Raw genomic sequence first — 23209 nt, 5'->3', positions numbered from 1 at the left:
GTCAGGCCGTCAGGTCGTCCGGAAAATATTTCATCACACTCTGTACAGGGAATGGGGTCATACCGCCCATGGCACATAGGGAGCCATCCACCATGGTCTCGCACAGCTCCTCCAGCAGAACCAGGTTGGCCTCCGGGCTCTCGCCAGCACGAATTCGGTCGATCACTTCGAGACCACGCACTGAACCGATCCGACAGGGTGTGCACTTTCCGCAGGACTCCACGGTGCAGAACTCCATGGCGAACCGAGCCTGCTCGCCCATATCCACCGTGTCATCAAAGACCACCACGCCGCCATGGCCGATGCCTGCGCCAAGTTGGGCAAAGGCTTCGTAATCCATCGGCGTATCCCACTGGTTTTGCGGCATGTAGGCCATCAGCGGGCCGCCCACCTGAACCGCTTTCATGGGGCGGCCAGTGAAAGTGCCACCACCGAAGTCTTCCAGGATCTCTCTCAGGCTGACCCCGAATGCAAGTTCGATCAGACCGCCCCTTCGAATGTTGCCCGCCAACTGGATGGGCAGCGTACCCCGGGACTTACCCATTCCGTAATGAGCGTAGGTCTGGCCGCCTTTTGCAAGAATGAATGGCACAGCGGCGAACGACAGTACGTTATTGACTACTGTAGGCTGGCCGAATAGCCCTTTGATCGCAGGCAGGGGCGGCTTTGCGCGAACCAGGCCGCGTTTGCCTTCCAGACTTTCCAGAAGCGAGGTTTCCTCACCGCAGATGTAGGCGCCCGCCGCTAGCCGCACTTCCAGGTTGAAAGCACGACCGCTGCCTCTGACATCCCGGCCCAGATAACCTTCGGCTTCGGCACGACTGATCGCTTCATTCAGAATACGGTGAGCCACAGGATATTCCGAACGCAGATAAATGAATCCCTGTGTCGCCCCCACTGCCAGCCCGGCGATGGTCATGCCTTCAATCAGCATGTAGGGGTCGCATTCCATGGCGAGCCGGTCTGCAAAGGTTCCGGAATCTCCCTCGTCGGCGTTGCAGACAATGTACTTCTGTTGCTGCCAGGGCTCATCGTGTACGGTCTGCCACTTGATGCCGGTAGGAAAAGCAGCGCCACCGCGACCGCGCAGACCGGAAGCCTTCACTTCATCAACAATTGCCTGAGGCGACAGGGAGACGGCCTGCTCCAGACCGACGAATCCGCCGTGGGACCGGTAGTCTGCAATCGACAGCGGATCCGTGATGCCAATGCGGGAGAATGTCAGCCTCTGCTGGAGCTTGAGGTAAGAAATGTCTTCCACCATGCCAAGGCATAGCGGATGGTCAGACTTTCCTTCGAACAAACCGGCATCGACAAGCGCATCAACGTCATGCGCCTCTACCGGGCCGAAACCAATGCGGCCCGAATCGGTTTCAACTTCTACCAACGGCTCCAGCCAGAACAGTCCGCGGGAACCGTTGCGCACCAACTCGATCTCAAGGCCACGGGCATTGGCATGACGCTCTATTAACTTTGCCACCTTGTCCGCGCCCATCGACAATGCAGTGGTATCACAGGGCACGTAGATTCTTTTCAACATAATCAATGCCCCTTCGCTTGCACAAAATCCAGTGCAGTGGTGGTGAGCTCGTCCACCAGGCGATCAAACTTCTGCGGGGTTACCCGACCATGAATGTCATCGTTAACACGGATCGAAGGTGCGCAAGCGCAGTTACCCAAGCAATAAACCGGTTCGAGGGTAAACTCGTTGTCCGAAGATGTACCGTGATAGTCCACTCCCAAGCGGGCTTTGATATGCTCTTCAAGTGTTCGCCCCCCCATGGCCTGACATGCTTCCGCGCGGCAAACATGAACCACTCTGCAACCTACCGGATGGCTCCGGAAGTGGTGATAGAAGCTGATAACCCCATGCACTTCAGCCCGGCTCAACTGAAGCTTCTCTGCGATAATTGGGACAGAACTCTCCGGGATATACCCAAAATGATCCTGCACAGAGTGGAGAATAGGCAAAAGTGCCCCGGGCTTATGTTTCAAGCCTTCAACTATCCGCTCGATCATGACTGACATCTCTCTCGCTATGCCTAAGGCGATGGAGTTAAAATTCGCACCGCATATATGCACACTTGTTCTTATTTAGTAGTATTAAATGCAACAAAAGAACCTTATCACTCATTAAAAAGAAGCCCAATATGCATGGCTATACCTAAACTTTCTGTTTTCCCAGCGTGGGCTATCCATACAACTCATGCCAGCCAACTCGACCCTGCGATATTTCCTCTCCTACAAGCGGTTCGGGAGACAGAAAAGCTAACTGAAGCCGCAAAATTTGCAGGGATATCATATCGCCATGCCTGGAACCTGCTGCACCAATTAGGCGAAGCTTTGGAGTTTCCCATCGTAGTACGGCAAAGAGGCAGGGGGACTCGATTATCGGATCTTGGGGAACGGGTGTTACTGGCCGAACAAAGAGTTAGAGCGCGGCTTGGCCCTCAGCTCGACAGCATGGCTTCAGAAATTAATGATGAGATTCAAAAAGTGGTGGCTGGGCGCAATGCAGTACTTCGGATTAATGCCAGTCACGGCTATGCCATATCACTGCTACCTCAACACAATGACCAAGTTGAAATTAACCTCCAATACCGAAACCCTCAGGAAGCACTGCTTGACTTGTTGAATGGTCGATGCGACATCTCAAGTTTCCACTTCCCAACGTGCCCATTTCTGGCCAAGCGTGTTCTAGATCACTATGAGAGCGAGTTAAACAGGGCTCAATTGAAATTGATTCGGTTTGTTAAGCGTAAGGAAGGCTTAATGATGAAACCGAGCGTCGGCCCCTTAAAGTCTCTTAAAGAGCTAACGGAGTCTAATGCACTGTTCATTCGTCGCGATACGCATTCTGGGACGCGCATCCTATTCGACTTACTTATGGAGCGAGAGAAGCTGACCCTAGGTGCAGTGAACTGCACATCGCATTATGAATACACTCACACCGCCATTGCCGCCTGTGTAGCTGCTGGCATGGCAGATGTTGGTTTCGGAGTGGAAGCTGCGGCGAATCAATTTGGACTTTCTTTCTCAGAGCTTGCTGAAGAACACTACCTTCTAGCATGTCGAGAGGAGAATCTTAAACTTGCGACTGTTCAAGATCTGATCGGCTTAATCCAATCAAAGTCGGTCTTGGATTCGGTAGAAAACCTACCGGGCTACTGTCCCGACTCGCCCGGAGAAATCACAACCTTCGATGAGCTCTTGAGCGAGAATCAAGGTTACGTTCCGAGCAATCATGTTGCCCCTTGACGCCCGAATACGGACGTGGTCAGACGGATGGACCATAGCGGCAAAAGATCACGAATATTTGAAGAAGCCCGGGGCAATATCAAATTTAAGAGATGGTGGGATGGGGCCGAGCATCGCCCCTAATCCTCAAGAACCGAACTGCCAAATTGAACTTTCCTGTCCGATTTTCAAGTTCCTTGGCATACCTCTCAAGCGAGTCGCTTATACCATCAATAGCTCTAGAGCGATCGGCACTCAGGCCGGCCAGATCATTAATTTGAGTGATGTTCTGGTTGATCTTTTCAACCACTTCGGTTTGTTCCTCTGTTGCAGATGCCACACTGGCGTTCATCTCTACCGGCTTTTTCTGGCTCAACTGACTGGAGGCCTTACTGAAAAGTGCGCATTGCGGCTCTGTTCTTGCCAGACCGTTTCGCGAGGTACATGGTTTCATCAGCCACCATCAGGGCTTTATCGACTCGACCGGGTGTTTCATTGAAGGTCACCACGCCAAGTGAAAACGTCACCGGCCAGTCATTCTTCTTCATCTTGTTCTCCAGGGTCTCGACCAGGCGCGGGATAAACTTCCTGGCCGCGTCGAAATCCGTATCAGGAAGCAACACCGCAAATTCGTCGCCACCGATGCGTGCCGGGAAGTCGCCGCTACGAAGGCCAGACTTGAGAGTATCCCCCACGTCTATGAGCACTTTGTCTCCCTCTGCATGACCGTATTCATCGTTAATCGGCTTGAAGTTGTCCAGATCAATACTGATTAGCGTGAAATGTCGACCGTAGCGAGAAAGACGTTCGATGGAGCGTTCAAGCTCTGCCCGAAAGCTCCGAATGTTAGCAATCGACGTAAGGGGATCTGTCCGGGCAAGCAGTCGTTCCTGGTCCAGTTCATTCCGCAACCCGGTCACAAGGTAACGCTGCTCAGATACATCCTGACAAATCGCCAGGGTGTAACTTCCGCACGCTAACGTAATCTGCCTCAGAATAATAACGATGGCGAAGCGTGTCCCGTCCCCTCGCACAGCTTCCAACGCAGAATTTGCGATCCGTGACTCCTTCTCTGGAGATTTATGAAAGCTCGCCATCTTATCGTCGTGACCTTCGCGCTTCTCAACTGGAATGAGTTCCCAGACATGCTTTGCGTGGAAGCTATCACCGTTGGATTTGAATACCCGCTTGGCCATTTCATTAGCAATAAGGATTTCACCGCGATCGTCAACGACAAGGGCCGCTTCGGGAAGAGTATTCAGGAACCATTTGTAATCGGAAAGAGTGGGCAGGTTGTAAGTATTCAAAAACAGGTACTCACAGGTGCTGAAATCAGCACGAAACAAAGACGGCGGTAATGGAAAGGAGAGGATTATATAGGCTTCAGCCCAAAACATGGTCAATCATTGACCATGTTTGACAGGAATTTACGAGTAGTATTCGTTTTTGCTCCTAGGATGTAAGTCCAAATTGGCTGAACTATGTCCAATTCAACGCAGCTGCAACCGGACAAAATTCAGGTAGTTGTTTAAGTAAAACTGGGCGAGTAAAGTACGAAATCAAGGGTCGAGGGCAGCGGTCGCTATGGTAGGTTTTTGCCAACTCTAACCGGACAACCCTGTGCCCAGATTCGGCGTTAATCGTGTAAACATTGGTATTAAAAGGGTTTTCTAGAAGGCGCAACTTGAAACCTAACCATTTGAACCACCTCAAATTAAGTCGATTAACCCCTCCTTAGAACACCAAAGAAGAGTGCACTCCGGAGGCAAAGGTCATAGGTTCGAATCCTATCGGGCGCGCCATTATTTTCGAAGGCTTGCGTGAAAACGCAGGCCTTTTTTATTTGGCTGTGCCTGTATGGTGCCTTGCTGTTACCCGGTCACTTCAGGCCGGTGCATAACCACCCAGTAACGGGACCCTTTCACGGATTCACCTCACCATCTCGATAGCGCAGCCACTTCGGGTCAATGGAGACCTCATAAGAGCCAATCATCCAGGCCGAGACTGGCGACGACAACCCCAAGAACAAGACCTGTAGGCAGACTAAGACGCCGAAACAGCGGTTTTTTACTCACTCCCTTTGGTTCACGAGCTGGCCGAATCCCAGTCGGAAAGAGTTTTCTACCCAATCGGTCATGCAAAAAAACGATAAAAAACAGTGCAGCAGACAAGACGACAATGCTAAATACTGCAGCCCAGGCCCCGGTAAACATCAATCGAACCAAGTCGTTGATTGCGACCCCAAGCAAAACACCTATGACGAAGTTTACTGCCGAGCTTGCCCAATGGCCGGCCTGCGCAAAAAATGCGGCTGCCCGCTGAGCACGTATCTCAGGATCCTGTTTATCGGCCTTTGAATCTGGTTTGACCTGCGACCAGACGACTAAAGCCATAACCATGCAGATGAAGGTTGAGGCGATTAGAAAATCAATTATGCTAAACATCTGGTCGTATTTTCTCCCAGCGACTCTTGCAAATGGACTATTCAGGCTTATCACCTGCCCAGGGGCGCCCTAAATGGACCGAAAGGTCAGAGGCGGGAACGCCCGCCTTTTAAATTTGAGGAGGTCAGGTCGCAAAGCGGACGTTCAGATCTCAGTTTCAGCTGCCGGCATCATCGGCGAGGTTTAATGAAAAGACGCCCCGTAGGCTAGCAGCGGGCCTATCCAAATTGCGAAAGATACGCAAAGTCCGAATTTACCGGGCTTTAACAGTGTGCTTTTCTTCGGGTTGTTCGGGTTATAGAAAATCTTAATTAAGTCCCCGTGCCGATCCACACTTTTGAACTGATGATCGAGAATACCCCTAGCGTTTCGATTGGTGACGAAGATCCAAGGTGAGACACGTTTGCCCTGATACCTTTTGCCATCGACCTCATATTCATAGAGCGCGCTAACAACATATCGAGTATCAGCGTCATATCGATCGCTCCCGCCGAAGGTGCGGGTGCCGCCATCCAGCAATTTGCCTCTGACTGAAGGCCACTGTCGCATTCTCAACTGGCCTATGAGTGAAAGACTCATTATCAAAAAGCAGTAAAGGGCGATGAAAAATACGACACCTTGCTTATCACCGGCTTTAGCCAGCTCCCACATCGAAACGAGGTATTCCACGCTGTTCGCTCTGTTGGTCCAGGATCGATATTTCTATTTTCCATATTTTCTGGAAGGATAAAACGAATTGCTTTTCGTTGCGGTGCGCAAATAATTGACCGCTATTTATTCGTAACCGGCGGTCGCAAAGCAAACATTCAGGTTTTAATCCGAACGCATAAGCTTAAGAGCTCCCTGATTAGGGCGCTCAGTGGCGGCTTACGGCCGGAACGGCGCCTAAGCGACTGGTCAGACGGCTTGGTGGCGAAGCTCTGAGAGAGCGCCGCCAGAACCCCGGCCTGCCGAATTAGCGCCCCCTACTGCTTCAATTCGACCCGGAGGAGCCTGAGCCTCTGCGTAGTACTCAGGTTCTCGACGGAATGAGGAGCCTCCGGATCCTTCCACATCGTCAGCGGCAACGTTAGCGGCCCGCTCATCTCCCTGGAGTCGAAGATGACTTCGCCGTCCGCGTTGCGGTCAATGAAGTGACCCGCCTCCGTGATGTGAAGAACGCTGGGCCAACGGTGATGGTGCAGGTTCTCCAGTTCACCGGGGGCGAGGGTAACTTCGAACACGCGCACTCGCTCGTTTTCCAGGAGCACTGTGTGATTTTCCGGCGCGGCGATGACTGCGTCCAGCTCGGGAGGCCATTCGGTGGGGTCGCCTGTCTGGTAGAGAAGCGGCTGTGCTTCTTGATCTTGTGCACCGACGGTGGGCACAAGAACGAGCATCGTCAGGGTGATTGGGAGTAATAGGTTGAAGTGAGTCATACCATTGCCTCTCGTGAGGTTGGTTGATAGAGGGTGACGGGAGGCCGTACAACCCCTATTCAGGGCGGGGCCTTTAAGTATGACTCAAGAAGTGGGTTTCTTCCTCCAAATAGGGCAATCGGTCGCAAAGCGGACATTCGAGATGGAGCAAGCCGTTCTGTTTAATCGACCTGCAAGATGAACATCTCATAACCAAACTCACCGAGATACTGGTCAATAATTCCAATTTCTCGATCAATGTCGGCCAGTGCCGTCGACTCGGCCATCTGAGGCTTCAATTCATTGAGGCGTGAACGCAAAGGTTCATAACAATTTGCCCATGCCTGCTGGCTCAGGGAAAAATGATCAATTACCGTATATCCCGCCCGCCGGATTTGTTGCTCACGTAAAGTAACTGATTGCATGTCAGGATATTCTTGATGCCAAAAGTCCACGGCGGTCTGACTTGGCGTGTCTGTCAGCCAAACCAAATCATTCACCACGATGCAGCCTTTTGGCTTCAAGAGTTTTTTCCAGGTTGTAAGCGCTTTCTCAAAGCCCATAACGTAGGCCGACGCTTCTGCCCAAGCGAGATCGAAGCTGCCAGTCTGGAATGGCAAATCCGTCATACTTGCGCATTCGGTTCTCACTCGGTCTTGAAGGCCTTGCTCAACAAGCCGTTGTTTCAACGCCTCTATTGCGCTTGCTTCATTGTCCACGGCCACGACCTGAGCCTTTGTCTTTTCGGCAAGTATGATAGTGGCAAGGCCCTTGCCACAGCCGATATCAACAACTTGAGTTGGTACGATAGGCACTCGGGCCAGAGCTTTAACAGTATCTTCTTCAGAACCTGGTCCCCAACGGTCAAGGCCCTGGAAAACGGCCATAAAGTCGGCCATGTATTGGTCATGTTGATTCATATCTTTAGATAACCATTTCAAATGCAGGGCTTGCCGCTCACTGAAGCCTTGCTGTTTAATCCAATCTAGGTAGGCGTCGGGTGCGACCCGGTCAGTTACCTGGTGCCAGGCACGCAACGAGCCTTTACCGAGCAATGCAGAAAGCAGGCGACTGGCTCTCTGCTTTGCTTCGATCTCAGCATTCAACTGCACCATTCGGCGTTGCAGCATGCCTCTATCGAGCTTGCCATCGAGGCAGTCCTTGCACTCCTGAAGGCTCAGCCCCCCGGCTTGTAGCTGTTGCAACAGTCGAAGGCGCTGGAGGTCCTTTTCCCCGTAAAATCGATATCCGTTCGACTGACGCTTGCCAGTGATCAATCCTTTTTTTCGTAATACAACAAAGTTGATCGGGATAGATTGAGCTGTGCAGCCAGCTCTGAGATTCGATACATGACACCCCCAACTTTGCTACTACAGATAGAAGGTAAACTATGAAGTTATAGACGGGTCAACAATGAACGTGGTTTTGAGTCAGCCTACAATTTCCCGAAAGCCAGGCCAATGTCCGCTTTTGTTTAGGCAATGGAGGGGCCCTGGCAGAGCCCGAAATTGCTCATCGCCTGACTCCGAGAGAAGCTTCGATCACCAGTAATCTACGCTTGAGGGCAGCTTTACCCCATCAAATCTCAATACTCTCCGCGATCTCCAAAGCATCCTCCACCTCGACACCAAGGTATCGCACGGTACTGGACATATTTGTGTGTCCCAATAGCAACTGCACCGCTCGAAGATTCTTGGTCTTCTTGTAGATCAATGTCGCTTTGCTACGTCGCATTGAGTGGGTTGCGTAGACTGAAGGATCAAGTCCAATGCTGGTAATCCATTTTTTGACGAGACGGGCATATTGATGAGTAGTGATGTGGTCAAACTGTCTCATCCGACTCGGCCACAGATAATCCATACCTGTAAGACCGCGCAATTTGATCCACGCTTCAACCGATTCGCGCGTCTTTTTCGTTATCTCAAACTGGACAGGTTGACTGGTTTTCTGCTGAATGACTTGGGCCCTATCCAGTACCTCTCCGTTTCTGGAAATATCTCGAACCAGAAGCTTAACCATATCGCAGGATCGGAGTTTGCAATCAATCGCCATGTTGAACATCGCCAACTCGCGGATGTTCTTTGCGATTTCTAATCGAATACGTATAGCCCAGATCTGTTCCAGTTTGAGAGGAAGTTTTTGGCCCACGAGCTTTCCCTTATTCCAGGGAGATTTGCCAATTGGAAATGTCATGGTGTAGCCCTCTTTTGAGGGATAGGAACCATAAGTATGGTTAAAAAGCCTGTTTTCTGCTGGCCAGGCTTAAGTAGAGCGAACCCCGATCAGCCAGCGCTGAAGGGAGAACCTCGGCGATCGCTTACGTCTTGGAGACCAAGAGCGGCAAAGAGTAGAGTTCAGGCAGCGTGATGGCCAGGCTTACGAGGCGTAATCAGTTTATTGATTTGGTCGGCTTTCTCCTCACGGGCACGGCGCAGATCGTAGTCAGTCTGCAAATTGAGCCAAAACTGCTCGGTAGTCCCAAAGTAACGGGCCAAACGCATGGCCGTATCCGCGGACACACCACGACGCTCGCGAACAATCTCGTTCAGGCGCTGTGCAGGAACATAAAGTTCTTTTGAAAGCGCATTCACACTCATGCCAAGAGGCTCAAGGTAATCCTCAAGTAAAATCTCTCCTGGATGGATAGGGCGCATACCTACAGTAACCATTGCGCGACCTCCTTAGTGGTAATCAACAATCTCCACGTCTTCCGCCCCTTCATCTGTCCAGCGGAAACACAACCGCCACTGGTCATTGATCCGGATGCTGTGTTGCCCCTCTCTGTCTCCAGAAAGCGGCTCAAGTCTATTCCCGGGCGGAGACTTTAAATCTTTAAGAGCTTCAGCGCTTAGCAGCTGCTGTAACTTACGCTCGGCCGTTCGCTGGATTGCATTGAAACGCCGAGTCTTACCTGTTTTTACAAGCTCCTCTGTGTGCTTGCACTTAAAGCTCTTGATCATGATCACCCACCTTATAACGCTGCACGTTAAACGTGAAATACGATTTGGTTATAATAACACAAATTTTTATAATATGGGGAGTCAAGAAAACACTTGGCGGGAGTGTTGCAGTTTACCACGAAAACGCATCATCCGGTTGCACTTGCGAACCATACAAAAAGGCCCGCGAAAACGGGCCAGGAAAAAACAAACCAAACTTACCAGGCAGTAAGCGGTTCAATAATTGGGGGCAGGTCAATCGCACTGTGGACTTACCCCGGTCCGCTGAATGTTCGCTTTTTGTTTGCTCGGGCTTGGTCGCAAAGCGTACATTCAGGTAGGACGATTAACGTCGCTCAGCATACGCGGCTTTGGAAGGGAGCCGAAGGCGGAATGGAAAAGCCGTCGTATGACTGGCCTGGTTAGTGCGAGACAACAGCATACTTCGATCTCTGGCTACCAACTTGACCGGCTGCTCCACATCTCGGCACCCGGATTTGTGGATTCACTTTGATCGAAAACACCCCGCAGGATGCGACAAATGAACTTATGCTTCACGCTACCAGACCCAGACCAAATTTTCGGCTGACGGCCCCACCGCTTCCCGTCAGTGCCTGTCCCTGGGCCTTTTCCGAGTACCTGTGCCTCGTTTCTCTGGCCCCGCTGGTAGCCGCCACTGCCAGGCTGACATTTATAATTAGCCTCCATTCCGCTGGAGAATGGAATTGGGGATGATTCCACTCATTCCGCCAGAGAGCCCTAAAAGCGAAGGGGGGGCAAGGAATCTTTTAGGTGTTCTATATTCTTACATATCTGTTTAACGAACTTGCTCAGTCACTGCAAGGGAGGCCTGCCCCCTGTGTGTGGCTTTTTCTCGAGTGTCTGCCCCTGTTATTCCTTCGGCTGTGCGAAACGGCAACTGCGATGTATCGCTTGCAGCAACGTCACGGTCGAAGTCTGCGCGCGCGTAATCGCGCGGATAATATGAGAAGCTCTTCAGGTAAAAATATGCCTTTGCATCCATGTAGCGCCTAGACAAATGCAAGCTCGCGGCCTCAGCCGATTTTGCGTCAAAATCATGACTGAGATGAATCATTGATATCCCGCTGTCGTTCGCGCTACTTGGGTCGACCGGCGTAGCACCGCTCCTCGACCACTCATTCAGAAGAATATTCGCGGTCTTCGGTGGGCCATACGCCACGACTGGGCCAACCGAAACTCCGGCAATAGAACTCTTGTGATCATCGAGAAACGAACGCGTTTCCTCAAGAGTCTTGGTCGTTTCCCCGGCGTAAAGCAAGACATTGACCTTGGCGGCGATACCGTGATCGCTGCACGCCTTAAGCAAAATAGACGCTCGCTCAAGGTAGCGGTCCGGATGGCGGGATTTGCGCATGTTTAGAATCTGCGTCGGGGAGGCCGTCTCGAGCCCCAGATCGAGCACCTTCAATCCTGCCCCGGCAAGACAGGCAATCGTTTCAGGCGTAAGGACATCGACGCGGCTCTCCGTCCGCCACGCCACATTGAGGCCGTCGGCTTGGAATGCTTTCGCTAGACCGGTGGCCCATTTCTCATTGGGGACGAACATCGATGATTGAAAATAGGGCCGAATCTCGCTGTCCCCATACTGACTAGAAACTGCCGCAAGCGCTCTAGCAAACTGCTGCGGTTCACCCAACTTCTCTAGAGGGATATCCCGCTCTTCGCAGAACGAGCACCCCATACCACAACCACGTGATGCCTCAATGCTCGGTTGATAGCGCTCGAAGCCTGATACCAAGGTATGGTTTAGGACGACATCTGGCTTCGAGGCAGGCAGGAGGCGTAGGTCCGGCGCGTTCGTGAGCAGGCTCGCTATTAGCGGTTCTGCCAGACCGGGAACCAACAAATCAGCCTCTGGTAGTTTCGCGTGCAACCAGTCAGGATCCGGGCCGACTACCCAACGCCCACCGACAATGACCCTAGCGTCCGGATCAATGTCGCGCACTAGCCTGCAAAAAGTCTGCGCCCATGGTAGAGCGTAGAAGCTGGGGATGGATAGCATTATCGGCAACCGAGACGGAAATACTCCTTTATCCAGCAACATGTCTAGGACATCGGCGGGTTCGCGGTGCTCGCCGTGCACCAACAAGGTGGAGGTTCCCATGGTATCTAGGGTCGTTGCCAGCGATAATGCACCGTAATTAAGATAGAGTTGCCGGCGCGCAAGTATATGATCGCGCTTCTTGGGCGATAACATACCGGCAGATACGAATGTAACTGTATTCGAGCGATTCATTAAACACCATTGCGTGTTTGATTTTTATTAATGAAGGATTTGCATGCCATTTATTAGTATCGAGGGCATTGACGGTAGCGGGAAGACCGAGCAAGTTAAACTACTTGTTGAGCATCTTAGAGATATCGGCCAATCGGTACTACAGACAAAGGAACCGGATGGAGGCCATTTGGGGGCAGAGGTCCGTGCGATTCTAACGCACTCTGACCGACCACTCGCTCCGACAGAGCAGCTCTTGCTGGTAAGCGCTGCCCGATTTGATCATGTGCGCAGTGTTATCCGGCCAGCATTAGCTAGTGGCCAGTGGGTCATCTCTGATCGCTTCATCGACTCGACTTACGCTCTTCAAGTCGCGGTGTCCGATGCTGATCTCCACCTGCTGTTCCGGTCGACCCGCGACATTGTCGTGGGCCCCACACTCCCAGATCTTACGATTATCCTAGACCTTCCCCTTGCCGTAGCTCATGGCCGGCGGGAGCAGCGCCGCGACGGCGTTCTTGACCCGGCGGAAGCGGCGCGGGATTTCGCAGTCATCCGCGAAGCTCTCATCGCGGTGGCACACCAGGAGCCGGAACGCTGCCATGTCATCGACGCAAATCAGTCACCGGATGGGGTGGCGCGAGACATCTGGCGCTTAGTCGAACCTTTGCTATGACAACCTCCGGCAACACACTTAGCGACCGTCGCCCATCGCGATAGATCTGAAACCCGGAGCTTTCCATGAACCCGCAGACCCGTAATCTGCTTATCCAGCGAGTGATTGACTCGCTTGGCATCTTGGCGCCGGGCTCGATCTTCGAGCGGTTCGGGGTCGTGTTTATTGAGTATCTGCGCGATGTGAAGCTCGTACATCGAGGGTCGTCGGTCGGCGGCAGCCCAGTCGGTGGTGCGCTAGATGCCGTGTCGGAAGATGGGAGCCTGGTCGTCGAGGCTTCGATCGTGCAGGGATACTTCTCCGGTGCGATGACCAAGCCTTGGGGGGATCTCGATCACACCCTATCCCTAGCGCCGCGCGCCGAGGACATCTATCTTCTGAGCTCCCAGCGTGCGCAAACCGGCGTAATCGAAGCGATGGTCAACACAGCATTACAGCAGACACGGATGAATGGGAGACACCTCCATCTCATGGATAGCCGGTCGATCGCTGAGGCCATCATCGATACGCTGATGCTGCGGGACGACGCAATCGACGACCTTGCCCAGCATCTGCCAGTTCTGGCCGATATTCGAGATGACCACCCTGCCTCGTTGCGCGCGCCGCCAATAAGCGCTCTTTACGTACCAAATAGCGCAGTCGACACTGAACTTGATCGGAGGCTCGAAAAAACGGCGTGTGTTGAGATCGGCGGCATTGGCGGCATTGGGAAGTCGCAAGCCGCAGCCGCGTGTCTACTGCGCAACGAATGCTATTTCGAATACAGGTTTTGGGTCAGCGGTCGCGACATCGACGGTGTCGAGCGACTCTCGTCGGTCCCGGTTCAGCGCGGCGGTGCTGAGCGTAATGTCAGCGCCCTGCTGCGCAGAAACCGCACATTCCTAGTTATAGACAATGCCAGCTCGAGTCTCGCGATCGACCAACTAGCCGCACTGTGTGGGCCGAACTCTCGGATTCTGATCACACGGCAAACACCCTCACCTGGAGCATTCGCTATGCCTACCATGGAGGAGACGCTGGCTCGCGAACTGCTCGGCAAAGGGCTAAAAACCCAGCCGTCCAAAAAGGCGTTCCAGACTATCTGGCGCGCAGTCGGCGGCCATCCTCTTAGCCTAGTGATGCTTAATGCCGCCGCGCACGAGGGCGTTTCGTGGAGCGATCTTGCCGAGGACTGCGTCAACGTAGCCAAACTGCCGGTTGGCGGCGCAAGGCTCGCTGACCGTATTCTAGGACGGTTGAAACCGGCACTAGAGGAAGAGCTGTGTTTGTTCCAATGGGCGGGCCAGAGCCACTGCGATCGCGCGTTCTTCAAGTTCGTTGTTGGACCGCTACGCTTGAGAGCGTTCGAGCGTCACGGGCTGACCGCGCCTGAAAGTGAAGCGTCAATCCGAATCCACGATATCGTCTTCACGGCGCTGAAGTCGTTGAATTGGCTAACCGACGAGAAGGCGAGACAAATCGATAGTAAGCTCGATGAGTTCATTCTCCAGCAAATCCGTGGGCATGGACATGGCCTGCAGCTGATCGCATCGCAGCTGAAGGACAAGATTGCCAGAAATGTCGAGAAAGGTGATCGGCGTCCGGCCTTTCTCTACGCATTGTCGATGGTCTGGATGGGCAGCGCCATTCAGAACCAATTGCTGCCCAACCCACTGGAAGATGCAAATCGGCTCAGGTCGCTGAGCGCGGCTAAAAACGAGGTCGCGATCCTGGTAGTTCTCGAGTCAATCGAAGCTAAGGAGCGCTATTTCCGGCATATATCAGGGGAAGAGGCTGCGATAAAATGGCTAGGGACGATCGTGCAAGCCTATGACGACCTTGCAGCCATGGTTGACCTCGATGCCCGTCAAGCCGCAGAAATCAAGTACCATCATGCAAAGACACTCCGTAGCTTGGGGAAGCATTCCGAAGCCGAGCACTTGTTCCAAGAGGTGGTCGCCAGTTATTCCCTGAATGAAGCCAAACTTCAACTGGTGCGATCTTGCAGCCGCAGGCATCAGTGCTATGAGACGGCACAGCGTTATGCATCAGAAATCATCGCTACGAAACAGGACAACGGCAGCGTGTCTCCCTCACTGCTGATGGCACTAGGCGATGCACTCAATGGCGCGCGTCAAACTTGGGCTGGCGAACTCATCGAACAGCATGAAGAGTTATTTCTGTCGGAAGCGCTGTACAGTGCTGCGATCGGCATACCGCAAGGCTATCACTCTGTCGCGAGCTTCGTCCGCGCGCTGGTTTGGCATGCGCCGGAGCGGGTCCAGAATGTACTGGCGCGTCTGCCTGAACCTACACCGTTGATGCTGGACGATGACCAGAGCCGCGGCAGCTACGCAGAGATCATGCTGCTCGCAGCAAGCGTCGATGACCACCCCACTTACCTGAACCGCGCTCTAGAAGCGTTCGAGACTCTGAAGGCCCCCAACCCCTATCAGAAACGCAAATGGGGAGAGTCGCTTTATAAACTTGGCCGCTACGAGGAGGCAGAGGCTATCCTTGAGGCAATCGAAGACAAGAGCGGCTGGATCTGGTTGGCTCATAATTTGTCGCAGGTGAAACTTGAGCTGAGTAAGTTCCAGGAAGCTCTTGATCTCGTTAACGACTCCGTCACGGGGGCAATCGGCGTAAACGAAAAATACCGGAGCAGCTTCCTTCTGCAGCGCGTGAAGGTGAAGGTCGCACTACATCAGGATCCAGCAGATGACATCGCTGAGGGCCGTCGGCACACAACCAACCCCGGTCTTCTTGAGCAGTTTTCCGAATTCTGACCTTAGCGCGTCCGAAATTTTGTGAATGGCTTGGGCAAGAATGGTACGCACACAGTGCGTCGCATGAAAGCTTTACTGAGTTACCTGCACACGAGGATTCTGATGAAGGTGCAACTGATCCTGAGACACACGAAGGTTGAGAGCACCCGCGTCATTTTTACTTACTTTGAACCACTAATCGCGCTGCACATAAATCGATAAAAAAGTACGTTAGCCGAGCATTACCATATCTGCCATGTAATCATTCAGCGTCTGCAATTTGCTCCTCCAACCATACTGGATGAAACGGCTATGATTAATTTGGAGGCTCTGGAGGAAAGCCCTGACGCGAATGTTCGCTTTTGTTTAGCTCGGCTCGGTCGCAAAGCGGACATTCAGGATGGGCGGTCAACGCCGCAATGCACCCGCTCGTCGCGTGCATTGCCTGGTTATGTTTCGTTCTCTTCGATCCTGTTAAGAATTCTCAGATATGCATCAAGAGCCTCTTGCGGAAGGCTCTGTTTCTTATGCGGCTCAATAAGAAGGTATATGATTAAGTTCAATAGTGCTGCACCGGAATGTCGCTTATATGCCGCGCTTGCATCTTCAACTTTTGGGAGCGAAGAGTCCGTGGCGTAAAGCATTTTATTCCTTTCATTCGCCAATCCCTTTATATATTTATAAATAGACTCAATACCCTTTTCGGAGGCAACGCTTCTGACTTCTTTGGCGTAATCCCTGACTTTTCCATCTGGGCCTGTCGAAACCAGACCTAAAGGTGGCTCAGGAATCAAATAGAATTGCAGCCCATCCTTAACACTAATTGGCATTCTAATTCTAAGAATATCGGCTTTGGCCTTATCCTCTTCGTCGAAATAGAGTGTAAGAGGCAGAGAGCCCTCTGGAGGACTGAGGACGTCCCCAATTAGCCTAAGAAAGGGGTAAACACCTGCTTTGTATCTATGATCCCAACCCTTGAGTTTATCCGCGTGATCATACTTTCGTTTTCTGAGAGCATGAAAAATAGCCGTGGCCGCTTCCTCTTCCGCAGTAATTGCCAAAAATACCGAAACCTCGGGCATCCTCTCCCTGAGCTCCCATGCTCTTTCTAGGTGCCTCCTACAGGATGCAGCAGCATAGCCCCCGTAGCCTCTGGTTTTTGAGGCTTTTCCTAGCACGGTTAGCTGAAATTGAGTCAAATTTATAGAAAAACATGACGCTGACCAGTCATGGGCGTCCAGCGGCCACAGACTGTGTCCTGGTGCGACTGGTTATGTGTTTACCGCCTTGGCACAGAAGCCCGAGGCATTTTTATAGTCCGGATCGGTGAGGAGGACCGTGTCTTTGCCGGCAGCATAGGGAGCATAGACCGTAATGGATTCAGGATTCTGCTCCTTCAGTATCAGCTTGGTGCCGTCCTGAATCTGTATCTTGCCCCCGGAAAATTTTAATTTCTGTAGGACGTCAGCGGTGCCGTAGGAATAGCAGAACAAACCATGCCCATCGGACTGCCATTTCATAGTGACAAGGTAAGGACCCATATTACCTGTCCATGAACCCGCAAGACCTTCAGGCACTGGCTCAGGCGTGATAGCCACAAAGTTATTGTTCATCATGTCACTCATGGGTGATTGGCACCCGGCGAGAGCGATTAAAAAACAAGCAACCAAGCCGTGCTTAAAAACGTTCATAAAACTCCCTTTTCTGAGGCCCAAACCACATAACGCCATGCGAAGCGGCCGATTTGGAGGCGCTACTGCGCCGGAAAAGCGGTCAGCTTGCGCTACTGGTTAGCTTTATGTTGTTCAATTTTAATAGGTCTCACCGCTTCCATGATGTTTTCTAATTTCCGGATGTTGCTTTTTGACCTATTTTCTGGAGAGAACAAGACACAGAAGAAAATAAAATCCGTAAACTGTACAAATCCCGTGTATTCTGGCGATGGATATTGACTTACATGAGCAACCCGAAGCTTCGTTTCGGCGTCTTTTCGTTTAATCGTTGGTAGAAATTCGATCACGCATTCCGGATCAACTTTCAGCAGATTTTCCTTTTGAAGGTTTAGCAAGTCCCCTAGCTCATGGCCGCCCTGTCGGCGATTCCAGAACTGAACATACATGAATTCACCATCTTTCATGGCGTCATCTAGTGTGCGGCCTTGCTGATAGACCGTCGCCAGCCAGGCAGGTGTGGTTTGAATATCGACAACCCAGCCAAATGGAGCAGGAATTAAAGCACCACAGTCTCCAGCATATGGAATCGCACCATACGATTGGAAGTGTCTAAGTTCTTCTAAGTTAAGGATGTCCAATTCAATTTCGGTGGGCCCGAAATGTGCTCTGTTGTATGCTGCCTCCGAAAATCCCTCTTTCGAGACTAGCAAGCCTTTGTGGGCTCCAATGTCCTCAAGCATGCCGATATAGCTTTCGACTGCTTTGACATCGACCTTCTTATTCAGATATTTCCCGTCAATAGCGATGGTGATCCGGTTTCCAGCTACGTATTGCTCGATCAAAATGTCGATTTGGCGCTCAGCCTTTGAATACAGTCCGGTTTTCCGTGCATCCAAGCTAATCTCGGCGGTCGGGTATTGGCCCTTAAAATGGTCGAAAATCTCCTTTTCGTATTCTTTCCAGTCCATCTCTATCCTAATTTTTTAGAGCTAATGCTTGAATCAGGTGCGCCGTAGTCGTCACCTGGATTCACTTGTTAGATGCCAGTTCCTCCAACGACTCACGCTATGCTTCCTAGGTTCAGTGAGATCTGCTGAATTGCATGGTTCCAAGATCTATAGCAGCGGATGGATGCGTGCGTTGGCGTTGGCGCCCCGTCAGTTAGCCGGAGTTTTTCTGTCAACAGCCACATACCCTGGCTAATGCTCTTTACAGTCGGATAATTGGACAGATTTGGGATCATTTTTTGATCAATAAATCCTCGGGCCAAAAGCCCGATTCCGCGCGCGGCATTGTCCTTCCAGAAAGCGTGCTCCCGAGAATTCGCAGCTTTGACGATCCCACCATCGAACTCGTAAGTCCATTGGTTGAATTCATCCCGTAACTTTCCGAACAGTGATTCTGACACGACAAATAAGTCAAGATCGGAACTTGGCGAGAACTTAATTCCTTGTTTACCAGGAGAGATCGAGCTGCCGATTCTGGCGCTTCCCGTAAGCGAGATTTCTTTAGGATCGACGTCAAGCCGGGTCGCCAACCATCCGCGCAGCACCTCGAAAACCGCCGGGCATTCAGCGAACGCATATGGGATTCCTTCCGTCAGCCATAGGCGCGCCAATGCGACACATGAGCTATTGCCACCACTACGTGCGGCTGCGAGCACCGCCTCCGCTTCTGGATGTGCGCCTCTAAGATTACGAAGCGGATCAGGAATTCGAAATGGTTCCATGATTTGCAATGCCTGAGAAAGTACCGCGTTTTGTAGAGCCCGAATCAAGCGCGAGAAGATGGTGAACTCTGCGGCTAATTCGACCGAGTTGCCGTTCATCTAGATGACGTGGTTGTGGGTATTTAAGGCGCGCCACAAGATTCGCCGCGCCGATTTTTGAGTCGTTGCCAGTGGCCTTCGAGATCCCCTCGAAAGCCTGCTGGAATCCGTGCATGTTCCAGCCGTAGTAGGCCACCCATAGATAAATACGGGCAATGTCCTTCCGATCAAACGTATATGTGAGACGCACTGCTAGGACAATTTCGCTGATTTTGCGCCATATCGTTCGCTCATACCTCTGTGTCAATGTACGCACCAACTGCATGGCAACTGTCGATCCGCCTTGACGTCTTCGGTGGACGCAAGTCATCCAAACACTCCTCATCAGTGCGATTGGGTCGACCCCCATGTGTAGCTCAATACGTTGATCCTCCCCAAGGATTAGAAATTCGCACATCTGAGAAGTTGGTTTAGGTCCAGGTGCGGATTCCAGTTCTGCAAGTGCAACTGAACTCGCTGACCGTACTTCTCGCCATAGCTTTGCAAGTGTTTTCATATAGAGCATCCTGCTGGAAGGCAATCTAACGCCCGGGCTCCGCCGCCGGTTTGGAGCAGCAGAAAACCAGTCGGCTGCAGCCCTTGGTTATATGGTGTTCTCGCGTACCACTTCCTTTATCTCGATAGCTAGGGCCGAGAATGAAAAAACGTGGACCAGCGAAGGAATGTGGAGAATGTGCTGTACCTCGTTATCAAAATCCGACTCGACCGAAACATAACAATAGCCATCGCTGTAGCTTCGAGTTTTGCCATCACCGTATACCCGAAGCAGATTGGTGTCTCCCCCCAGCACCACTACAGACTGAGAGTGAATAACCCTCCCCAAAATCCACCACAAATCCTTTTGGCAAAGCATTACCTTTCGCTCATCAGGACCGTCTTTATTGATACTGATAGATTCTTCGCCTTGGTGCGGATAAAGTTTTTTGGCTTGAGCCACACAATCCGCTCTTTCGATTAGTTTGCGCAAAATAAAGCAATACTCGTGGAGTAAATCGATAACTTCGGTAGTGATCTCAAGGCTCAATGACTCGAAGGACATCACATCGTCCTCAATGGCATTCCGACCATTGACGAAGCGGTTGTTATCAAAACAAGAAAGCGCCAGCAGCCGGGTCCCTAAATCGGTAGCTTTCTCATTCCAGCGTGCAATTAGCGCAACCTGCCTAGACACTCATTTCTCCCCATCCATATAACGCTTGCAGCATGCGCGCCCGTGAAATGGAGCCGAAGGCGCAATGTAATGGGCGTCGCCGTGCCTGCACTGGTTAGGCATAAGCAGCGTGATCGAATTCATCAAACGGATCAGGCAACTGTCGAAGCGCTTCCCAATCAAAATCGTAGCGCTCGCTAAAGGGATAATTTGTTGGAAATTCGATTCTGAAGAAGCCCCCAATGCTCGTCGACATTCCATCATCGGTGTCGTAACTGTAGCTAGCCCCGACACCAAGTGTTTTCTCTTGTGGTGAATAGTCTTCTTGATGGAACTGAGCAGCCAGAAGTGCCGCTAGTCCACATATGGCATCCAATAACACATCAAAAGTCGCCAGGTGAAAGTGAGCGTGCCGGTCATGCTTGGCTTGATTATAGGCCTGATACCAAGGCAAAGGATCTTGAGTAGATCCACCCCACGGCGAAAACGGCATTCTTGTTCCCTGTGTGCCGCGCCATCCTGGTATTCGAACCCGATAATGAGATAACCGGTGTGAAAACTCGACCAACTTGTAATCCTTCATGGTTAGGTCACTACTAGTTTTCGGATAGTTATTCTCTAGCAAAATTGCTGTCAAATTTGCTTCGATTTCAATGCAGCACCTTGTCAGTAGCTGTTGGGTTCGATGCGAGTAGGCGTTCAGGTTTTGATCCGCAGGCTCAATGAACGTAAAGAGCTCTTCCAAATCATCTTGGAGCATCAAAAACGCTCGGATAAAGTGCTGCGGCTCGTTGGCGAACTTTTTATGAAGAAGGTACTGCCAACGTCCACCTTCCGCATAGCTGCCATCTACAAACTGGCGGCATGTCCGGCGATATGGTTTCGTAACTGACATAAAATGGTGCCTAACAGCAATTAGGCAGCGCGCTTTATCATTGCAGAAATTTCACTGCGTCATTATTACTGACTTTGAGCCATCAACCGCGCTGCACATCAATTGATAAAACAATAGCTTAGCCGAGCATGACTATCTCTGCCATGTAATCATTCAGCGTCTACCATTTGCTCTCCCCATCATACTGGATGAAATGGCTGTGATTGGCTTGGAGACTCCGGATAAAAGCCCTGACTCGAATGTTCGCTTTTGTTTAAAAGCGAAAAAACCGTGCTCAGACCGGTACCTGGAGAAAGGCTTCTGGAGGGCAGCACGTTGACGGACATCTTGCGACCCGATCGCATGATTGCACCTCCTAAAATCCATACTTCTAAAGATACGCAAGGGCAGCAGTCGAGCACCATGCCGAGGATGAACATACCTCTCCTTTGATCGAAATAGCCCTCTACCCGGGCGGTCGACAACCCTCTATAAAACGACTCTATGGTTTCTGACTGATTGAAGCCGCGTGGAATCTCGCACACCACTTAAAGACTTCATAAAAATACGAACCCACCTACTGCGACAAAATGTCGCACCTCGATACTGGTAACTACCCACAGGACGTGCGTACCTATTTCTGTAGCCTGTGCAACTTTTCACTACACACAAGGACCTCGCGTACATGGATAAACAGCGTGGCCGGTAGATCTCCAGTACCGGGACCCTCAGCGCCGAAGCTCGAAATTGATCGTCAATTTCCGTCCGAATTCACTGACAGTGTTGCCTCCATGCGGTGGGACGCTACAACAGAAAAAGTCCTTGTAAACGAGGCATTCCATGGTCTTTTGGGGCCTTCCAAAAGGGGCACTGAAATTAACCTTTCGGAATTGATGACCCCACAGGACATCGCCAGGCTTCTCGAAAAGCTGGACCCGAAAAGGCCACCGATGGCTCATGATCACGGTACGTTTTTGTGCCGGCTGATAGGGAGCGATGAACAAATCCTGTGGTTGGAGACAACCGTCTGCGAGAGTTCCGCGAAGGAGGGAATTTCGTGTCGCTATGCAACGTTCAAAGATGTGACTGACAGGCTAACCAAAGAACTGTTTTTCGAAAACTTCGCCGATTCATTACCTGGCATCGTTTTCTCTTACACAGTGTATCCGGATTCAAGTCATTACTTTTCTTATATCAGCATAAAAACCAAAGAGTTTTTCGGAATTGAAAACAGGGAATTCCTGGCCAACCCGGACTTGGCGTTCGATATTATCGAGCCCGAAGATCTGCCTTTTGTTCGCGAGAGTTTGGCCGAATCGAAGCGCACGATGACTCACTGGAAAGCTGAATACCGAACAACGGTCAAAGGCAAAACTCGGTGGTTTGAGGGGACTGCCATTCCAAAACTGCAACCAAACGGAAGCGTGACATGGAATGGCATCACGATTGCTATAGACGATAGAAAAAACCTTGAGCTTGAGCTAAAAGAAGTAGCAAGCAAGGACTACCTGACCGGGGTCTTTAATCGCCGATATCTCAGCGAGTTCCTGCGCGACCAGTCTGAACGCTTCGACCGCTACCAGGAACGTTCGAGCGTGATTCTGATCGACATTGACAACTTTAAGGCGATTAACGACGAGCATGGCCATGATTTCGGTGACCTTGTGCTACGCCAGTTCTCAGACTTGGTGAGCAAGAATGTCAGAAAGGTCGATACCTTCGGTCGAATGGGCGGCGAAGAATTTCTGATTATTCTACCGAACACCGGAGTTCAATCTGCCCTGGAAGTCGGAAAGAAAATACTCAGGAAGACCAGGTCGAAACTCCAGACAATCGATGGCATAGACGTTGCACTAACTTTCAGTGCGGGCATCTCTGAATTTTCCGCTGTTCAAAGCAGCGCAAATAAAGTCCTCAAACACGCAGACCAGCTCCTTTATGAAGCAAAGTCTGAAGGAAGAAACGGCATCAAAACTGACGGGTAACT

The 23209-nt window shown here is 51.5% G+C and carries 24 protein-coding genes; 4 read left to right on the top strand and 20 right to left on the bottom strand.

Annotated features, from left to right (window positions below; all coding sequences use genetic code 11):
* Position 1: 1 nt before the first annotated feature.
* A complete protein-coding gene (locus HP15_RS20585) occupies positions 2 to 1540 on the bottom strand; it encodes a formate dehydrogenase beta subunit (RefSeq protein ID WP_014579280.1) in 1539 nt (512 codons plus the stop codon).
* A 2-nt stretch (positions 1541 to 1542) separates the two neighbouring features.
* Positions 1543 to 2019 (bottom strand): formate dehydrogenase subunit gamma, encoded by a 477-nt coding sequence (locus HP15_RS22060; RefSeq protein ID WP_014579279.1) that lies wholly within the window; start codon positions 2017 to 2019, stop codon positions 1543 to 1545.
* A gap of 135 nt (positions 2020 to 2154) precedes the next feature.
* On the opposite strand from HP15_RS22060, the gene HP15_RS20575 reads away from it, so the two are divergent.
* Positions 2155 to 3258, top strand: coding sequence for a substrate-binding domain-containing protein (locus tag HP15_RS20575; RefSeq protein ID WP_041646011.1), 1104 nt, complete (start codon positions 2155 to 2157; stop codon positions 3256 to 3258).
* A gap of 85 nt (positions 3259 to 3343) precedes the next feature.
* Here HP15_RS20575 and HP15_RS20570 read toward each other — a convergent pair whose 3' ends face one another.
* From HP15_RS20570 to HP15_RS20525, 10 genes are all read right to left on the bottom strand, one after another.
* Positions 3344 to 3613 (bottom strand): hypothetical protein, encoded by a 270-nt coding sequence (locus HP15_RS20570; RefSeq protein WP_014579277.1) that lies wholly within the window; start codon positions 3611 to 3613, stop codon positions 3344 to 3346.
* A gap of 13 nt (positions 3614 to 3626) precedes the next feature.
* Entirely contained in the window at positions 3627 to 4634 is a 1008-nt protein-coding gene (locus HP15_RS21755) for a GGDEF domain-containing protein (RefSeq protein WP_049784510.1), read from the bottom strand.
* 579 nt (positions 4635 to 5213) lie between these two features.
* Positions 5214 to 5681 carry a hypothetical protein gene (locus HP15_RS20560; protein ID WP_041646010.1) on the bottom strand — a complete coding sequence of 156 codons (468 nt, stop codon included), beginning with the start codon at positions 5679 to 5681 and terminating at the stop codon, positions 5214 to 5216.
* Between the two features lie 183 nt (positions 5682 to 5864).
* Positions 5865 to 6350: a DUF3592 domain-containing protein gene (locus tag HP15_RS20555; protein WP_041646007.1), complete on the bottom strand. Its 486-nt coding sequence runs from the start codon at positions 6348 to 6350 to the stop codon at positions 5865 to 5867.
* Between the two features lie 296 nt (positions 6351 to 6646).
* Complete coding sequence (locus HP15_RS20550; RefSeq protein ID WP_041646005.1) at positions 6647 to 7099, bottom strand: cupin domain-containing protein; 453 nt, start codon at positions 7097 to 7099, stop codon at positions 6647 to 6649.
* A 161-nt stretch (positions 7100 to 7260) separates the two neighbouring features.
* Positions 7261 to 8355: a MerR family transcriptional regulator gene (locus HP15_RS20545; RefSeq protein WP_014579272.1), complete on the bottom strand. Its 1095-nt coding sequence runs from the start codon at positions 8353 to 8355 to the stop codon at positions 7261 to 7263.
* Positions 8356 to 8656: 301 nt separating this feature from the next.
* The gene (locus HP15_RS20540) at positions 8657 to 9271 is read right to left on the bottom strand and encodes a tyrosine-type recombinase/integrase (protein WP_014579271.1); all 615 of its coding nucleotides are present in this window, start codon (positions 9269 to 9271) and stop codon (positions 8657 to 8659) included.
* A 161-nt stretch (positions 9272 to 9432) separates the two neighbouring features.
* Positions 9433 to 9747 carry a HigA family addiction module antitoxin gene (locus HP15_RS20535; RefSeq protein ID WP_041646003.1) on the bottom strand — a complete coding sequence of 105 codons (315 nt, stop codon included), beginning with the start codon at positions 9745 to 9747 and terminating at the stop codon, positions 9433 to 9435.
* A gap of 12 nt (positions 9748 to 9759) precedes the next feature.
* Positions 9760 to 10038 carry a type II toxin-antitoxin system RelE/ParE family toxin gene (locus HP15_RS20530; protein WP_011786639.1) on the bottom strand — a complete coding sequence of 93 codons (279 nt, stop codon included), beginning with the start codon at positions 10036 to 10038 and terminating at the stop codon, positions 9760 to 9762.
* 796 nt (positions 10039 to 10834) lie between these two features.
* Complete coding sequence (locus HP15_RS20525) at positions 10835 to 12295, bottom strand: B12-binding domain-containing radical SAM protein (RefSeq protein WP_014579268.1); 1461 nt, start codon at positions 12293 to 12295, stop codon at positions 10835 to 10837.
* A 43-nt stretch (positions 12296 to 12338) separates the two neighbouring features.
* On the opposite strand from HP15_RS20525, the gene tmk reads away from it, so the two are divergent.
* Both tmk and HP15_RS20515 read left to right on the top strand, forming a co-directional pair.
* Entirely contained in the window at positions 12339 to 12950 is a 612-nt protein-coding gene (gene tmk, locus HP15_RS20520; protein ID WP_041646001.1) for a dTMP kinase, read from the top strand.
* Between the two features lie 65 nt (positions 12951 to 13015).
* A complete protein-coding gene (locus HP15_RS20515) occupies positions 13016 to 15718 on the top strand; it encodes a tetratricopeptide repeat protein (RefSeq protein WP_014579266.1) in 2703 nt (900 codons plus the stop codon).
* A gap of 428 nt (positions 15719 to 16146) precedes the next feature.
* On the opposite strand, the gene HP15_RS20510 is transcribed toward HP15_RS20515, so the two are convergent.
* The 8 genes from HP15_RS20510 to HP15_RS22425 all read right to left on the bottom strand — a co-directional run bounded on the left by HP15_RS20510 (position 16147) and on the right by HP15_RS22425 (position 21662).
* On the bottom strand, positions 16147 to 16875 hold the full coding sequence (locus HP15_RS20510; protein WP_169702198.1) for a hypothetical protein: 729 nt from the start codon (positions 16873 to 16875) through the stop codon (positions 16147 to 16149).
* A gap of 93 nt (positions 16876 to 16968) precedes the next feature.
* Complete coding sequence (locus tag HP15_RS20505) at positions 16969 to 17388, bottom strand: J517_1871 family lipoprotein (protein WP_049784509.1); 420 nt, start codon at positions 17386 to 17388, stop codon at positions 16969 to 16971.
* Between the two features lie 92 nt (positions 17389 to 17480).
* Positions 17481 to 18338, bottom strand: coding sequence for a restriction endonuclease (locus HP15_RS20500; protein ID WP_014579263.1), 858 nt, complete (start codon positions 18336 to 18338; stop codon positions 17481 to 17483).
* Between the two features lie 92 nt (positions 18339 to 18430).
* Complete coding sequence (locus HP15_RS20495) at positions 18431 to 19099, bottom strand: hypothetical protein (protein WP_014579262.1); 669 nt, start codon at positions 19097 to 19099, stop codon at positions 18431 to 18433.
* Positions 19077 to 19595, bottom strand: a complete 519-nt coding sequence (locus HP15_RS23090; RefSeq protein WP_041645999.1) for a transglycosylase domain-containing protein — start codon at positions 19593 to 19595, stop codon at positions 19077 to 19079. The genes HP15_RS20495 and HP15_RS23090 overlap by 23 nt, the downstream gene beginning before the upstream one ends.
* A 186-nt stretch (positions 19596 to 19781) precedes the next feature.
* Positions 19782 to 20369: a hypothetical protein gene (locus HP15_RS20485; protein ID WP_014579260.1), complete on the bottom strand. Its 588-nt coding sequence runs from the start codon at positions 20367 to 20369 to the stop codon at positions 19782 to 19784.
* Positions 20370 to 20463: 94 nt separating this feature from the next.
* Positions 20464 to 21243 carry a hypothetical protein gene (locus HP15_RS20480; RefSeq protein WP_014579259.1) on the bottom strand — a complete coding sequence of 260 codons (780 nt, stop codon included), beginning with the start codon at positions 21241 to 21243 and terminating at the stop codon, positions 20464 to 20466.
* A gap of 179 nt (positions 21244 to 21422) precedes the next feature.
* On the bottom strand, positions 21423 to 21662 hold the full coding sequence (locus HP15_RS22425) for a hypothetical protein (protein WP_169702196.1): 240 nt from the start codon (positions 21660 to 21662) through the stop codon (positions 21423 to 21425).
* A 258-nt stretch (positions 21663 to 21920) separates the two neighbouring features.
* Here HP15_RS22425 and HP15_RS20475 point away from each other — a divergent pair, with 258 nt between their 5' ends.
* The gene (locus HP15_RS20475) at positions 21921 to 23207 is read left to right on the top strand and encodes a GGDEF domain-containing protein (RefSeq protein WP_169702195.1); all 1287 of its coding nucleotides are present in this window, start codon (positions 21921 to 21923) and stop codon (positions 23205 to 23207) included.
* The last annotated feature ends 2 nt before the right edge of the window (positions 23208 to 23209 follow it).

Source organism: Marinobacter adhaerens HP15, from assembly GCF_000166295.1.
GTDB lineage: Bacteria > Pseudomonadota > Gammaproteobacteria > Pseudomonadales > Oleiphilaceae > Marinobacter > Marinobacter adhaerens.
Note: the sequence above shows the minus strand (reverse complement) of the source record. Positions and strands in the feature narration are given on the sequence as shown.

Bases quoted from the DNA above. Each gene is read 5' to 3' on its own strand.
- HP15_RS20585 (WP_014579280.1), bottom strand. From the start codon at position 1,540: ATGTTGAAAAGAATCTACGTGCCCTGTGATACCACTGCATTGTCGATG.
- HP15_RS22060 (WP_014579279.1), bottom strand. From the start codon at position 2,019: ATGATCGAGCGGATAGTTGAAGGCTTGAAACATAAGCCCGGGGCACTT.
- HP15_RS20575 (WP_041646011.1), top strand. From the start codon at position 2,155: ATGGCTATACCTAAACTTTCTGTTTTCCCAGCGTGGGCTATCCATACA.
- HP15_RS21755 (WP_049784510.1), bottom strand. From the start codon at position 4,634: ATGTTTTGGGCTGAAGCCTATATAATCCTCTCCTTTCCATTACCGCCG.
- HP15_RS20560 (WP_041646010.1), bottom strand. From the start codon at position 5,681: ATGTTTAGCATAATTGATTTTCTAATCGCCTCAACCTTCATCTGCATG.
- HP15_RS20550 (WP_041646005.1), bottom strand. From the start codon at position 7,099: ATGACTCACTTCAACCTATTACTCCCAATCACCCTGACGATGCTCGTT.
- HP15_RS20540 (WP_014579271.1), bottom strand. From the start codon at position 9,271: ATGACATTTCCAATTGGCAAATCTCCCTGGAATAAGGGAAAGCTCGTG.
- HP15_RS20535 (WP_041646003.1), bottom strand. From the start codon at position 9,747: ATGGTTACTGTAGGTATGCGCCCTATCCATCCAGGAGAGATTTTACTT.
- HP15_RS20530 (WP_011786639.1), bottom strand. From the start codon at position 10,038: ATGATCAAGAGCTTTAAGTGCAAGCACACAGAGGAGCTTGTAAAAACA.
- HP15_RS20525 (WP_014579268.1), bottom strand. From the start codon at position 12,295: ATGAATCGCTCGAATACAGTTACATTCGTATCTGCCGGTATGTTATCG.
- tmk (WP_041646001.1), top strand. From the start codon at position 12,339: ATGCCATTTATTAGTATCGAGGGCATTGACGGTAGCGGGAAGACCGAG.
- HP15_RS20515 (WP_014579266.1), top strand. From the start codon at position 13,016: ATGAACCCGCAGACCCGTAATCTGCTTATCCAGCGAGTGATTGACTCG.
- HP15_RS20505 (WP_049784509.1), bottom strand. From the start codon at position 17,388: ATGAACGTTTTTAAGCACGGCTTGGTTGCTTGTTTTTTAATCGCTCTC.
- HP15_RS20500 (WP_014579263.1), bottom strand. From the start codon at position 18,338: ATGGACTGGAAAGAATACGAAAAGGAGATTTTCGACCATTTTAAGGGC.
- HP15_RS20495 (WP_014579262.1), bottom strand. From the start codon at position 19,099: ATGGAACCATTTCGAATTCCTGATCCGCTTCGTAATCTTAGAGGCGCA.
- HP15_RS23090 (WP_041645999.1), bottom strand. From the start codon at position 19,595: ATGTGCGAATTTCTAATCCTTGGGGAGGATCAACGTATTGAGCTACAC.
- HP15_RS20480 (WP_014579259.1), bottom strand. From the start codon at position 21,243: ATGTCAGTTACGAAACCATATCGCCGGACATGCCGCCAGTTTGTAGAT.
- HP15_RS22425 (WP_169702196.1), bottom strand. From the start codon at position 21,662: ATGTTCATCCTCGGCATGGTGCTCGACTGCTGCCCTTGCGTATCTTTA.